The organism is Methylobacterium sp. A54F, from assembly GCF_053346035.1.
Map to the genome: position 1 here is coordinate 120105 of NZ_JBKFBF010000013.1, position 13068 is coordinate 133172.

11 protein-coding genes are annotated in these 13068 nt (G+C 73.8%); 7 read left to right on the top strand and 4 right to left on the bottom strand.

The genetic code is table 11. The features are described from left to right. The first annotated feature begins 66 nt into the window (after positions 1 to 66). The 6 genes from ACLBXP_RS20325 to ACLBXP_RS20350 all read left to right on the top strand — a co-directional run bounded on the left by ACLBXP_RS20325 (position 67) and on the right by ACLBXP_RS20350 (position 7197). Positions 67 to 1131 (top strand): lysylphosphatidylglycerol synthase domain-containing protein, encoded by a 1065-nt coding sequence (locus ACLBXP_RS20325; protein ID WP_447669606.1) that lies wholly within the window; start codon positions 67 to 69, stop codon positions 1129 to 1131. A gap of 6 nt (positions 1132 to 1137) precedes the next feature. Beyond that, positions 1138 to 2391 carry an ATP-binding protein gene (locus ACLBXP_RS20330; protein WP_447669607.1) on the top strand — a complete coding sequence of 418 codons (1254 nt, stop codon included), beginning with the start codon at positions 1138 to 1140 and terminating at the stop codon, positions 2389 to 2391. 81 nt (positions 2392 to 2472) lie between these two features. Next, positions 2473 to 2805: a four-helix bundle copper-binding protein gene (locus tag ACLBXP_RS20335; RefSeq protein WP_447669608.1), complete on the top strand. Its 333-nt coding sequence runs from the start codon at positions 2473 to 2475 to the stop codon at positions 2803 to 2805. A 373-nt stretch (positions 2806 to 3178) separates the two neighbouring features. Then, positions 3179 to 5485 carry a heavy metal translocating P-type ATPase gene (locus ACLBXP_RS20340; RefSeq protein ID WP_447669610.1) on the top strand — a complete coding sequence of 769 codons (2307 nt, stop codon included), beginning with the start codon at positions 3179 to 3181 and terminating at the stop codon, positions 5483 to 5485. Further along, complete coding sequence (gene cueR / locus ACLBXP_RS20345) at positions 5482 to 5883, top strand: Cu(I)-responsive transcriptional regulator (RefSeq protein WP_447669611.1); 402 nt, start codon at positions 5482 to 5484, stop codon at positions 5881 to 5883. Before ACLBXP_RS20340 ends, cueR begins: the two co-directional genes overlap by 4 nt. Before the next feature lie 129 nt (positions 5884 to 6012). Further along, positions 6013 to 7197 carry a M20 aminoacylase family protein gene (locus tag ACLBXP_RS20350; protein WP_447669612.1) on the top strand — a complete coding sequence of 395 codons (1185 nt, stop codon included), beginning with the start codon at positions 6013 to 6015 and terminating at the stop codon, positions 7195 to 7197. Here ACLBXP_RS20350 and ACLBXP_RS20355 read toward each other — a convergent pair. After that, the gene (locus ACLBXP_RS20355) at positions 7185 to 8585 is read right to left on the bottom strand and encodes a leucyl aminopeptidase family protein (protein WP_447669613.1); all 1401 of its coding nucleotides are present in this window, start codon (positions 8583 to 8585) and stop codon (positions 7185 to 7187) included. The genes ACLBXP_RS20350 and ACLBXP_RS20355 overlap by 13 nt on opposite strands. Positions 8586 to 8696: 111 nt before the next feature. Here ACLBXP_RS20355 and ACLBXP_RS20360 point away from each other — a divergent pair, with 111 nt between their 5' ends. Continuing rightward, complete coding sequence (locus ACLBXP_RS20360) at positions 8697 to 9560, top strand: tetratricopeptide repeat protein (protein ID WP_447669614.1); 864 nt, start codon at positions 8697 to 8699, stop codon at positions 9558 to 9560. 47 nt (positions 9561 to 9607) lie between these two features. On the opposite strand, the gene ACLBXP_RS20365 is transcribed toward ACLBXP_RS20360, so the two are convergent. From ACLBXP_RS20365 to ACLBXP_RS20375, 3 genes are all read right to left on the bottom strand, one after another. Further along, complete coding sequence (locus ACLBXP_RS20365; protein ID WP_447669615.1) at positions 9608 to 10570, bottom strand: type II secretion system F family protein; 963 nt, start codon at positions 10568 to 10570, stop codon at positions 9608 to 9610. Between the two features lie 86 nt (positions 10571 to 10656). Next, positions 10657 to 11628 carry a type II secretion system F family protein gene (locus ACLBXP_RS20370; RefSeq protein WP_447669617.1) on the bottom strand — a complete coding sequence of 324 codons (972 nt, stop codon included), beginning with the start codon at positions 11626 to 11628 and terminating at the stop codon, positions 10657 to 10659. Beyond that, complete coding sequence (locus tag ACLBXP_RS20375; protein WP_447669618.1) at positions 11625 to 13064, bottom strand: CpaF family protein; 1440 nt, start codon at positions 13062 to 13064, stop codon at positions 11625 to 11627. The genes ACLBXP_RS20370 and ACLBXP_RS20375 overlap by 4 nt, the downstream gene beginning before the upstream one ends. Between the last annotated feature and the right edge of the window lie 4 nt (positions 13065 to 13068).

Here is a 13068-nt window from a genome sequence, read left to right on the forward strand (position 1 = left end):
GCATCAGACCTGCCGCCTGTTCTGCGGGCCGAGCGGGACATGCGGCGGAGGCGGACGCCCAACAGGATGAACTTCGCGGGCCAGCACCAGAAATCGCTCGGCTCGGCCGAGGCGATCGAGGCCGATCGCAGCGCCGAGGAGGCGGGCGTGCCCCAGGTCGCGCGCAAGTCCGGCAAGGGCGGCGGCCGCGGGCGCTACGCCTGGATCGGGACCGCGGCGAGCATCATCCTCTTCGCGGTCTCCCTCGGCGTCCTGTGGAAGCTCGTCCAGACCGTCACCTGGGCGGAGCTGCACGCGGCCTTCACGGCGGCGGCGGGCCAGCAGATCGGCCTCGCCTTCCTGTTCGTCGGGATCAGCTACCTCTTCCTCACGGGCTACGACGCGCTGGCGCTGCGCCAGCTCAAGCTCACCGTGCCCTATCGCATCACCGCGCTCGCCTCCTTCACGAGCTACGCGGTGAGCTTCACCCTCGGCTTCCCGCTGCTCACCGCCGGCACGATCCGCTACTGGATCTACAACCGGCAGGGCCTGTCGGCCGCCAAGATCGCGGCCCTCACGGTGATCGCGGGCTTCACCTTCTGGCTCGGCATGGGCGTGGTGCTCGGCCTCAGCCTGATCGCGGAGGCGGGGCAGCTCGCGGGGCTCACCTTCACCTCGATCCGGCTGAACCAGGGCGTCGGCCTAGCCGCGCTGGTCGCCGTGGTGGGCTACCTCGCCTGGGTCTCGTTCAAGCGGCGCAGCGTCAAGGTCCGGCACTGGCGGCTCGAACTGCCCGGCGCCTCGGTCTCCATCGGCCAGATGATCGTCGGCATCGGCGACGTCTGCGCGGCGGCAGCCGTGCTCTACGTGCTGCTGCCGGCCGGGCTGACCTTCGGCTTCACGACCTTCCTGGCGATCTACGTGCTGGCCGCCATGCTCGGCATCGCCTCGAACGCGCCGGGCGGCCTCGGAGTCTTCGAGGCGACCATCCTGCTCGCCCTGTCGAGCCTGCCGCGGGACCAGGTGCTCGGCTCGCTGCTGCTGTTCCGGGTCTGCTACTACCTCGTCCCGTTCGTGACGGCGCTCGCCATGCTGGGCGCCTATGAGATCGTGAAGCGGGCGGGCGGCGCCCGCGACGCACCCCGCCGCTGAGGCGTCGTGAGCGCGGCCCGGCAATCGGCCTGGACCGGAGGCACGATCGCGGCCGGCACGATCCTCGTGGCGCTCGCGGCCGAGGGCCGGCTCGACGGGTTCACGGCCACCGCCTGCCTCGCGGCCGTCTGCCTCGGGGGCCTCTTCGGGACGCGCAGCACCCGCCCGGTCGCCGAGACCGGCGTCGGCACGCTGCCCGAGCGGCACGCCGTCGCCGAGGCGCTCCTCGCCAACATCCCCGACCCGGTCATCCTGATCGACCGGCGCGCGGTGGTGATCGAGGCGAACCCGGCGGCCCGCGCCCTGCTGCCCGCCCTGAAGTTGCGCCACCCGCTCTCCTTCGCGCTGCGCTCGCCCGACGTCCTCGACGGCATCGAGGAGGTGCTGCGCACCGGCACGCCGCTGCGCACCCAGTACGCCACCCGGGTGCCGACCGAGCGCGCCTTCGAGGTGCTGATCGGCGCGCTGCCGATGCCCGCGGAGGCCGCGGGCGGGCAGCCGAACGTGGTGCTGTTCCTGCGCGACCTCACCTCCGCCCGGCGCCTCGAGGCGATGCGCGTCGACTTCGTGGCGAATGCGAGCCACGAGCTGCGCACGCCCCTCGCCTCGCTCCTCGGCTTCATCGAGACCCTGCAGGGGCCCGCCCGCAACGACGCCCCCGCCCGCGAGCGCTTTCTCGCGATCATGCGCACGCAGGCGCAGCGGATGACCCGCCTGATCGACGACCTCCTCTCCCTCTCGCGGATCGAGCTGCGCGAGCACGTGCCGCCGACCGACCGGGTGGATCTCGGCCAGATCGCGCGTCAGATGGTGGACGCTCAGGCGCCGCTCGCGGCCGAGCGGGGCATCGCCGTGACGCTCTCGGCGGAGCCCGGCCCCTACCCGGTCAGCGGCGACCGCGACGAGCTCCTGCGGGTCGTCGAGAACCTCATCGAGAACGCCGTGAAGTACGGCGGCCGCGCCGTCGCCGTGAGCCTCGCGCGCGAGAGCGGGGCCCGGGGGCCCGAGATCGTCCTCACCGTGCGGGACGACGGGCCCGGCATTCCCCCTGAGCACATCCCGCGCCTCACCGAGCGCTTCTACCGGGTCGACACCGCCCACAGCCGCCAGCAGGGCGGCACCGGCCTCGGCCTCGCCATCGTCAAGCACGCGCTCAACCGCCACCGGGGCCGCCTGTCGATCGAGAGCACCCTGGAGGTCGGGACGACGGTGCGGGTGGCGCTGCCGGCCCTGGAGGGGCAGGCCGAGCAGGCGGCCTGAGCGGGCGCGCAGGTCGGGCCCGGAACAGGGGCTGCCACCACCGGTTGGCCGGTCATACCCCTGCGCAACCGGAGCCACCCGATGGACCCCCGATCACCCGAGATGCAGGCCTGCATCGACGCCTGCCTCGGCTGCTACCGCACCTGCCTCGGCGAGGCCTCCGGCCACTGCCTGACGGCGGGCGGCCGGCACACGGAGCCGAAACACCTCCGGCTGATGCTGGCCTGCGCCGAGACCTGCCGCACCTCCGCCCACCTGATGCTACTGGGCACGCCCGAGCACCGGCACACTTGCGCGGCCTGCGTCGCCCTGTGCGAGGCCTGCGCCGCCTCCTGCGAGCGCGTGGGCGACATGGACCAGTGCGTGCGGGTCTGCCGCGACTGCGCGGAGCAGTGCCGGCGGATGGCAGGCTGATCCGACCCGCGGCGCAGCTCAGAGCCTGTTTGAGGCGTTATTCCAACGCGTTACCTCATCCTGAGGTGCCGCGTCAGCGGCCTCGAAGGAGGGCTCCAGGGATCGCGCGGCTTCTGGACGGCTCCTTCGAGGCTGCTTCGCAGCACCTCGGGATGAGGGGGTTGGGCTGGACAACGGCCACCGGTCCGACAGCCCTTTGCTGTCATGAATCACACAGGCTCTTGGACAAACCAAGCCGTCATCAGGCGCAACGCGCGTCCTGAGGCTGGGCTTCGTCGCGCCCCAAGTCCGGAGCCCCGGCCGGGCCCTTGACCTTCCCATGATGGGAAGCCTTATCTCATCGGGCATGGACCATCCCGCGAAAGCCCCCGCCATGCCCGCCGACGCCTCGTCCACCCTGAGCTTCCCCGTCGAGGGCCTGAGTTGCGCGTCCTGCGTCGGCCGGGTCGAGCGCGCGCTCCGGGCCGTGCCGGGCGTCGCCGAGGCGCAGGTGAACCTCGCGAGCGGCCGCGCGCACGTGCGGCATGCCCAGGTCGCGCCCGAGGCCCTGGCGGAGGCCGTCCGGGCGGCGGGCTACGAGGCCGGGCCCGTGGCGGCGGGCACGACGGCGGCCGCAACGAGCCGGCCCGGCACGGAGGCGCGGCAGGAGGCCGAGGCCCGGGGCCTGCGGCGCGACCTGATCGCCGCCGCGCTCCTCGCCCTGCCGATCGTCGTCCTCGACATGGGCGGCCACCTGCTGCCGGGCTTCCACCGCGCGGTGGCGGCGGGGATCGGGGACGGGGGGCCCCTGATCCAGGCGGTGCTGGCGAGCCTCGTGCTGGCGGGGCCCGGGCGGCGGTTCTTCCGGGCCGGCGTGCCGGGGCTGCTGCGCGGGCGGCCCGACATGAACGCCCTCGTGGCCCTCGGCGCCGGCGCCGCCTACCTGTTCTCCCTGGTCTCGACGCTGGCGCCGGGCCTCCTGCCGGCCGGGACGGCCCAGTTCTACTTCGAGGCGAGCGTCCTCATCGTCACCCTGATCCTGCTCGGCCGCTGGCTGGAGGCGCGGGCCCGCGGCCGCACCGGCGCGGCCATCGCCCGCCTCCTCGACCTCTCCCCGCGCACCGCGCGGGTGGTCCGCGCGGGCGGGGAAGCGGACCTGCCCCTGGCCGAGCTGCGGGTCGGCGACGTGGTGCGGGTCCGCCCCGGCGAGCGGATCGCGGCGGACGGCACCGTGGTGGCCGGGTCGAGCTACGTGGACGAGAGCATGGTGACCGGGGAGCCGGCACCCGTCCTCAAGGCCGTCGGCGCCGCCACGGTGGGGGGCACGCTGAACGGCCGGGGCAGCCTCGACCTGCGCGTCGGGGCCACCGGCGCCGACACGGTGCTCGCGCAGATCGTCAGCATGGTCGAGGCGGCGCAGGGCGCGAAGCTGCCCATCCAGGCGCTCGTCGACCGGGTGACGCTCCGCTTCGTGCCCGCCGTGCTGCTGATCGCGGCCGCGACCTTCCTGGGCTGGCTCCTCCTCGGGCCGGCCCCGGCGCTGGGCCAGGCCCTCGTGCACGCCATCGCCGTGCTGATCATCGCCTGCCCCTGCGCGATGGGCCTCGCGACCCCGACCTCGATCATGGTCGGGACCGGCCGGGCGGCGGAGCGGGGCATCCTGTTCCGCAACGGTGGAGCGCTCCAGGCCCTGCGCGGGATCCGGGTCGTCGCGCTCGACAAGACCGGCACCCTCACGGAGGGCCGCCCGCGGCTCACCGACCTCACCACCGCGCCGGACATCTCCCCGGAGACGGTGCTGCGCCTCGCCGCGGCCGTGGAGGCGCGCTCGGAGCACCCGGTGGCGGCCGCGCTCGTCGCCGCCGCCCGGGCTCGGGGCCTGGAGCCCGGTGCGGCGACGGCATTCGAGGCGCTCGCGGGGTTCGGCGTCACCGGCCTCGCCGAGGGCCGGGCCGTGGCGATCGGCGCCGAACGCCTGATGGCGCGCCTCGGCATCGCCACGGGCGCCCTCGCGGAGGCCGCGGCGCGGATCGAGGCGGTGGGCCGCAGCCCCCTCTACGTCGCCCTCGACGGGCGCCTCGCGGCGGTGGCGGCAGTGGCGGACCCGGTCAAGCCCGGCGCGCGGGCGGCGGTGGCGGCGCTGCGGGCGCAGGGGCTCGCCGTCGCCATGGTGACGGGCGACGCGCGGGGCGCGGCCGAGACCGTCGCCCGCGACCTCGGCATCGCATCGGTGGCGGCCGAGGTGCTGCCCGGCGGCAAGGTCGAGGCGGTCCGGGCGCTGCGCGCCGCCCACGGGGCGGTCGCCTTCGTGGGCGACGGCATCAACGACGCTCCGGCGCTCGCCGAGGCGGAGGTCGGCCTGGCGCTCGGCACCGGCACCGACATCGCGGTGGAGAGCGCCGACGTGGTGCTGATGGCGGGCGCGCTCGATGGGGTCCCGGAGGCCGTGGCCCTATCGCGGGCGGTGATGGCCAACATCCACCAGAACCTGTTCTGGGCCTTCGCCTACAACGCGGCGCTGATCCCGGTCGCCGCCGGCCTGCCGGCCCTGTTCGGGGGCCCGGCCCTGTCGCCGGTGCTGGCCGCCGGCGCCATGGCCCTGTCGAGCGTCTTCGTGGTCGGCAACGCCCTGCGGCTCCGGCGGGCCGGGGGCCGCACCGCGCCGACCCGGGAGCCCGGCCTCGCGGAGCAGGCGGCATGAGCGGGCCGGCCGTCACCATCGGCGAGGCCGCGCGGGCGACCGGCGTCTCGGCCAAGATGATCCGCTACTACGAGGAGACCGGCCTGCTGCCGCCCGCCACCCGCACGGCGAGCGGCTACCGCCTCTACGGCGAGGCCGAGCTCCACGCCCTGCGCTTCGTGCGCCGCGCCCGCGACCTCGGCTTCAGCGTGGAGGCGATCGGCGACCTCCTCGCCCTGTGGCGGGACCGCGACCGCTCGAGCGCGCAGGTGAAGGCCATCGCCCTCGACCACGTCGCGGGGCTCGAGGCGCGGATCCGGGCCCTCCAGGGCATGGTGCGCACACTCACGGGCCTCGCCGAGCATTGCAGCGGCGACGCCCGGCCCGACTGCCCGATCCTCGACGACCTCGCGTCCTGAGCGGACGGCGCGCCGGACGAGGGTCGGACGATCGTCGGACAAGCGCGGCCGTTGACCACCCCGCTGGCCTCCTGTTTGCTCCGCGCCGGACGCCCGTCGTCCCGCGCGCCCCACGAAGAGCCCCAGTCCATGCCCGTCATCGACCGCATCGCGGCCCGCGCGGAGGAGATCGCCGCCTGGCGGCACGACCTCCACGCCCACCCGGAGCTGCTCTACGACGTGGAGCGCACCGCCGCCTTCGTGGCCGAGAGGCTGCGGGCGTTCGGCTGCGACGCGGTGGTGACCGGCATCGGCCGCACCGGCGTCGTCGGGGTGATCCGCGGCCAAGGCAGCCGCTCCGCCCGGGCGATCGGCCTGCGCGCCGACATGGACGCCCTGCCGATCGCGGAGCTGCGCGCGCTGCCCTACCGCTCGACGGTGCCGGGGCGGATGCACGCCTGCGGCCACGACGGCCACACCGCGATGCTCCTCGGCGCCGGGCGCTACCTCGCCGAGACCCGGGACTTCGACGGCATGGCCGTCCTGATCTTCCAGCCCGCCGAGGAGGGCGGCGGCGGCGGCGAGGCCATGGTCCAGGACGGGCTGATGGAGCGCTTCGGCATCGAGGCCGTCTACGGCCTGCACAACATCCCGGGGCTGCCCCTCGGCCGCTTCGCGATCCGACCCGGCCCGATCATGGCCTCCACCGACCGCTTCACGGTGACGATCGAGGGCCGCGGCGGCCACGCGGCGCTGCCCCAGAACGCGGTGGACAGCGTGCTCACCGCGAGCCACGTCATCGTCGCCCTGCAATCGGTGGTCGCCCGCTCCGTCGATCCCCTCGACGCGGCGGTGGTCTCGGTCTGCGCCCTCGACGCGGGCGAGGCCTTCAACGTGCTGCCCCAGACCGTGACCATGCGGGGCACCATGCGGGCCCTCTCGCAGGAGGTGCGCGCGGCCATGAAGGCCCGCATCACTGCGATCGTCGGCAACGTGGCCGCGGGGTTCGGGGCGAGCGGCCGGGTCGAGTTCGGCTCGAGCTACCCGGTGACCGAGAACCACCCCGCCGAGGCGAGCTTCATGGCGGACGTCGCGGAGGATCTCGTGGGGGCGGCCTGCGTCGACCGGGCGGTGGCGCCCATGATGGCCGCGGAGGACTTCTCCTACATGCTCGCCCACCGGCCGGGCGCCTACATCTTCATGGGCAACGGCGACAGCGCCCCGCTGCACCACCCCGAATACGACTTCAACGACGCGGCCGCCCCCTACGGCGCCTCGCTCTGGGCCCGCCTCGTGGAGCGGGCGCTGCCGCGCGCGGGCGATCAGGCCCCGTAGCGTCCCTTCAGCAGGGCGTAGACGAGGCGGGCCGTCTGCACCTCGCCGCCCTCCGGCCGGCCGGGCTTCGTCGCCGGGTTCCAGCCGTAGAGGTCGAAATGGGCGTGCGCCTTCGTCCCCGGCGCGAAGCGGCGCAGGAACAGGGCCGCGGTGATCGCCCCCGCGAAGGGGCCGCCGGGGGCGTTGTTGAGGTCGGCGATCTTCGAATCGAGGAGGCTCGCGTAGGGCGCGTGGAGCGGCAGGCGCCAGACCGGATCCTGCACGGCGGCGCCGACCCGGGCGATCTCGGCCGCCAGCGCCTCGTCCTCGGTGAAGAGGGCCGGCAGGTCCGGGCCGAGGGCGATGCGGGCCGCGCCCGTCAGCGTCGCGAAGTCGACGAGGAGGTCCGGCTTGTCCGCGTCTGCGAGCGCCAGCGCGTCGGCCAGGATCAGGCGCCCTTCCGCGTCGGTGTTGCCGATCTCGACGCTGAGGCCCGCCCGGCTGGCGAGCACGTCGCCGGGCCGGAAGGCGTTGCCCGCCACCGCGTTCTCCACGGCCGGGATCAGGACGCGCAGGCGGATCGGCAGGGCGGCCCCCATCGCCATGTCGGCGGCGGCGAGCGCGGCGGCCGCGCCGCCCATGTCCTTCTTCATCAGGAGCATGCCGGCGGGCGGCTTGATGTCGAGGCCGCCCGTGTCGAACGCGACGCCCTTGCCGACCAGGGTGACGCGGGGGGCGTCCGCGCGGCCCCAGCCGAGGTCGACGAGGCGGGGCGCCCGGGTCGAGGCGGCGCCGACCGCGTGGATCAGCGGATAGTCGGCGGCGAGCGCCGCCCCCTCCGTCACGGCGACGGTCGCGCCGTGCCGCTCGGCCAGCGCCCGGGCCGCGGCCTCGATCTCCGCCGGTCCGAGGTCGTTGGCGGGCGTGTTGACGAGGTCGCGGCCCAGCGCCACGGCGCCGGCGATGCGCCCGATCTCGGCGGCGTCGATTCCCTCCGGCGCCACGAGCCGGGGCCGCTCGGCCTCGGCGTCGCGGTAGCGCCCGAAGCGGTAGCTGCCGAGCAGCCAGGCGAGCGCCGCCTCCGCCGCGTCGATGCCCGCCGCCAGCCGATACGTCCCGGCGGGCAGGAGGCCCGGCAGCTTGCCCGGAAGCAGCCGGTCGTAGCCCGGGGCGGAGGGGTCGCCGAGGCCGAACAGCACCCCCGCGAGGCTGCCGTCCGCGGCCGGCAGCAGGCACAAGCGCCCGGCCTTCGGCGCGGAACCCTTGGGCGCGAAGCCCGTGGCCTCCGCGTAGGCGCGCTGGGGCGCCGGCAGGTCCGCGGCGATCCCCGGCCACGCGGCCGCGGCCACGCCGGTGATCGGGATGCCGGCGGAACCGGGCGGCAGCAGGTCGGGCACGGATGCGGTCATGCGGCGTGGACGGGTGGCTGCGGGTCGGACTTAACCCTGGATTAGGGTTAACCGTCTATCACCGGACGGTCGGGAGCGTGAAGGCGCCCCCAGCGAGGTCTGGAGCGTAGCATGACGAGCGCGGGTGAGGGGGAGAGCCGCGGGATCGCCCGGGGTGCCGGGATCCGCATCGCGCGCGGCGCGGCCGTGGCGGCCCTGCTGCTCGCCGCGGCGGGCTGCCAGTCCCGCTCGCCGGAGACCACCGGCTCGATCGGCGGCCCCTCGGGCGCGGGGCTCTCCGGCGCGGGATCGGACGCGCGGGTGATCAGCCGCCGGGAGGTCGAGGCGCTGGGCGCGAAATACGCCGCGGATTCGGGCGATCTCGGCACCGCGATGCGCTACGCGCAGGGCCTGCGGGCCACCGACCAGCGCGCCCAGGCGGTGGCGGTGCTGCAGCAGGCCGCCCTGCGCAACCCCAAGAACCCGGCGGTGACCTCCGCCTACGGCAAGGCCCTCGTCGAGGTCGGCCGCTACCAGGAGGCGGCCGAGGTCCTGCAGAACGCCCACAGCCCGGCCCAGCCCGACTGGCGCGTGCTCTCGGCGCAGGGCGCGGCGGCCGACCAGCTCGGCGACCACGCCCGCGCGCAGGGGTTCTACGAGGCGGCGCTGAAGATCCGCCCCAACGAGCCGGCCGTCCTGTCGAACCTCGGCCTCTCCTACATCCTCGCCCGGCAGCTCGACCGGGCCGAGCAGACCCTCCGGCTCGCCGCGAGCCAGCCCGGCGCCGACGCCCGGGTTCGCCAGAACCTCGCCCTGGCGCTGGGGCTCAAGGGGCGCTTCCCCGAGGCCGAGGAGCAGCTGCGCCGCGACCTCGGGCCGGCCGAGGCGGCCGCGAACCTGACCTCCCTGCGCGGCCTCGTCGCGCAGCAGAACAGCTGGAAGGCGATCCAGGCCGCCGACAAGGCGGCCCGCAAGCCGGCGCCGCCGCGGGGCTGAGCTCCCCCCGGGAGGGGCGGGGCCGGCGCCCCGGCCCCGAAGGCCTCTCAGCGCATCGCCTGGATCGCGGCGGGCGTGAGGATGACGACGAACAGCACCGGCAGGAAGAACAGGATCATCGGCACCGTCAGCTTCGGGGGCAGCGCCGCAGCCTTCTTCTCGGCCTCGTTCATGCGCTGGTCGCGGCTCTCCTGCGAGAGCACCCGGAGGGACTGGCCGAGCGGGGTGCCGTAGCGCTCGGCCTGCAGCATCGCGGTGGTGGCGGACTTGATCGGCTCGATGTCGATGCGCAGCGCGATGTTCTCGTAGGCCATGCGGCGGTCGGGCAGGTAGGACAGCTCCGCCGTCAGCAGGGCCATCTCCTCGGCGAGCACCACCGACTGGCCCGCGATCTCCACGCTCACCTTCCGGAAGGCCTGCTCGATCGACATGCCGGACTCGACGCAGATCAGCGTCAGGTCGAGGGCGTCCGGCCAGGCGCGGCGGACCTCCGACTGGCGCTTCTTGGTCTTGTTCATCAGGAACAGCTCGGGGGCCTTGATGCCGAGGAAGGCCATGACGATGACGATCGCGACCTTCACGAGGCCCGGCTGGTCGAGGACCTCGAGCACGAACAGGTAGAACGCCGCCGCGAGCGCGAGGGCGATGGGCATCACCATCCGGAAGAACAGGAACGCGGTCTCGGCGCTGGGCGCCCGGTAGCCCGCCCGGGTGAGCTGCAGCTTGGCCGTCTCGGTGCCGAGCCAGCGGTTGAGGTCGAACTGCTCGACCACCCGCTTCATGTAGGCCTTCGGCTCGACGCGCAGGCTCGCCCGGCCGTTCAGGCGCTCGCGCTCGCGACGCCGGATGGCCTCGCGCTCGTCGCTGACGAGCTTCATGCGCTTGCCGAGCTCGTCCGGCTCCAGGAACGGCTGCACCACCGCGTAGGCGGTGGCCGCGGCGGCGACCGCCGTCAGCGCGATGCCGATGTTGCGCGGGTCGAGGACCTTCTGGATGAGGATGTCGAGCATGCCGGCGCCTTGTGCGCGCACCCGCGCGGATCAGAACTTGTGCGCGCACCCGCGCGGATCAGAACTTGTGAGCGCACCCGCGCGGATCAGAAGTCGAAGTTGATCATCTTGCGGATGATGACGATGCCGATCGTCATCCAGACGCCGGAGCCGGCGAGCGCCAGCTTGCCGAGGTCCGTGGTCCACAGAAGCGAGATGTAGTCCGGGCTCGTCAGGGCGGTCAGGCCGGCGACCACGAAGGGCAGGGCGGCGATGATCGCGCCCGAAGCCTTGGCCTCCATGCTCATCGCCTGGACCTTGCCGGCCATCTTGCGGCGGTCGCGCAGCACCCGCGAGAGGTTGTTGAGCGCCTCCGAGAGGTTGCCGCCCGACTGCTGCTGCACGTTGATGACGATGGCGAAGAAGTTCACCTCCGGCACCGGCACCCGGTCGTGCAGGCGCGAGGCGCACTCCCCGAGCGACAGCCCGAGGGCCTGGGCCTCCATCACCTGCCGGAACTCGCCGCGCACCGGCTCGGCCGCCTCCCGCGAGACGATGCGGAAGCAGTCGCCGAGGGGGATGCCGGTCTTGATGCCGCGCACGATCACGTCGACGGCGTTCGGGAGCTCGGCCACGAACTTGGAGATGCGGCGCTTGCGCAGGAACTTCAGGATCCAGAGCGGCAGGCCGAAGCCCCCCGCGAAGGCGGCCCCGACGGCCGCGAGGACCTGGCCGGTGACCGAGAGCGCCACGAAGGCGACGACGAGCCCGAGCACCGCGGAGGCGGTGTAGTAGGTGCGCGGCGTCCAGGACAGGCCGGCGCGGGCGAGCTTCAGGTCGAGGCTGACCTTCGCGTTCTTCGACTTCGCCTCGATCTCGTTGAGGGTCTTGGCGACCTGCTCGCGGCGGTTCACGGAGACGCCGCGGGTGGCCGCCGCCGTCACCGAGGCGCTGACGTTGCGCAGGCGCTGGGCGGCCCGCCGCTGGCCGACGATCATCGGCATCGCGAAGACGTAGGCGATCGCGCCGGCGGCGACGACGAGGAGCCCGAGGACGATGGGCGCGTTCTCGCCGTTCACGGGGTCGGCCCGGCCTGCTCGGTGGCGGCATCGAGGGCTGCGGCGAGCTGGCGCTCCAGCCCGTAGTAGCGCGCCCGCTCCCAGAAGCGCGGGCGGCCGATGTTGGTCGAGCGGTGGCGGCCGACCAGCTTGCCGTTCGCGTCCTCGCCGAGGATGTCGTAGAGGAAGATGTCCTGGGTGGTGATGACGTCGCCCTCCATCCCGAGGACCTCGGTGATGTGGGTGATGCGCCGCGAGCCGTCGCGCAGGCGGGTCGCCTGGATCACCACGTCGATCGAGCCGCAGATCATCTCGCGCAGCGTCTTCGAGGGCAGGGTGAAGCCGCCCATCGAGATCATCGACTCGATGCGCGACAGGCACTCGCGGGGCGAGTTCGCGTGGAGCGTGCCCATCGAGCCGTCGTGGCCGGTGTTCATGGCCTGCAGGAGGTCGAACGCCTCGGGTCCGCGCACCTCGCCGACGATGATGCGCTCGGGCCGCATGCGCAGGCAGTTCTTCACGAGGTCGCGCATGGTGACCTGGCCCTGACCCTCCATGTTGGGGGGCCGGGTTTCGAGGCGCACCACGTGGGGCTGCTGCAGCTGCAGCTCGGCCGCGTCCTCGCAGGTGATGACGCGCTCGTCGTGCTCGATGAAGGCGGTGAGGCAGTTCAGGAGCGTCGTCTTGCCCGAGCCCGTGCCCCCGGAGATCACCACGTTGCAGCGGGAGCGCCCGATGATCTTCAGGATCTCGGCGCCTTCCGGCGAGATCGCCCCGAAGCGCACGAGCTGGTCCAGGGTGAGCTTGTCCTTCTTGAACTTGCGGATCGTGAGCGCCGGGCCGTCGATGGCGAGCGGCGGCGCGATCACGTTGACGCGGGAACCGTCGGGCAGGCGCGCGTCGCAGATCGGCGAGGATTCGTCGACGCGCCGGCCCACCTGGCTGACGATGCGCTGGCAGATGTTCATCAGCTGCTGGTTGTCGCGGAAGCGGATGTTCGTCAGCTGGATCTTGCCCGAGACCTCGATGAAGGCCCGGTGGGCGCCGTTGACCATGATGTCGGCGATGTCGTCGCGGGCGAGCAGGGGCTCCAGCGGCCCGTAGCCGAGGACGTCGTTGCAGATGTCGTCGAGGAGCTCCTCCTGCTCGGCGATCGACAGGACGATGTTCTTGAGGCCGATGATCTCCGAGACGATGTCGCGGATCTCCTCGCGGGCCGTCTCGGCGTCGAGGCGGGCGAGCTGGGCGAGGTCGATCGCCTCGATCAGCGCGCCGAAGATCATGCTCTTCGTGCGGAAATAGTCCTCGGAGCGCGCGACCTCGGGGACGATCACGGGCTCGGCGCGGCGGGCGGCCGGCACGTTCTCCTGCACGAGGACCGGCGCGGCCTTGTGCTGCGCGGGCGCAGGGGACGCCGGCGCGGCGGTCGCGGCCGCGCTCTGCCGTCTACCGAACATCGCG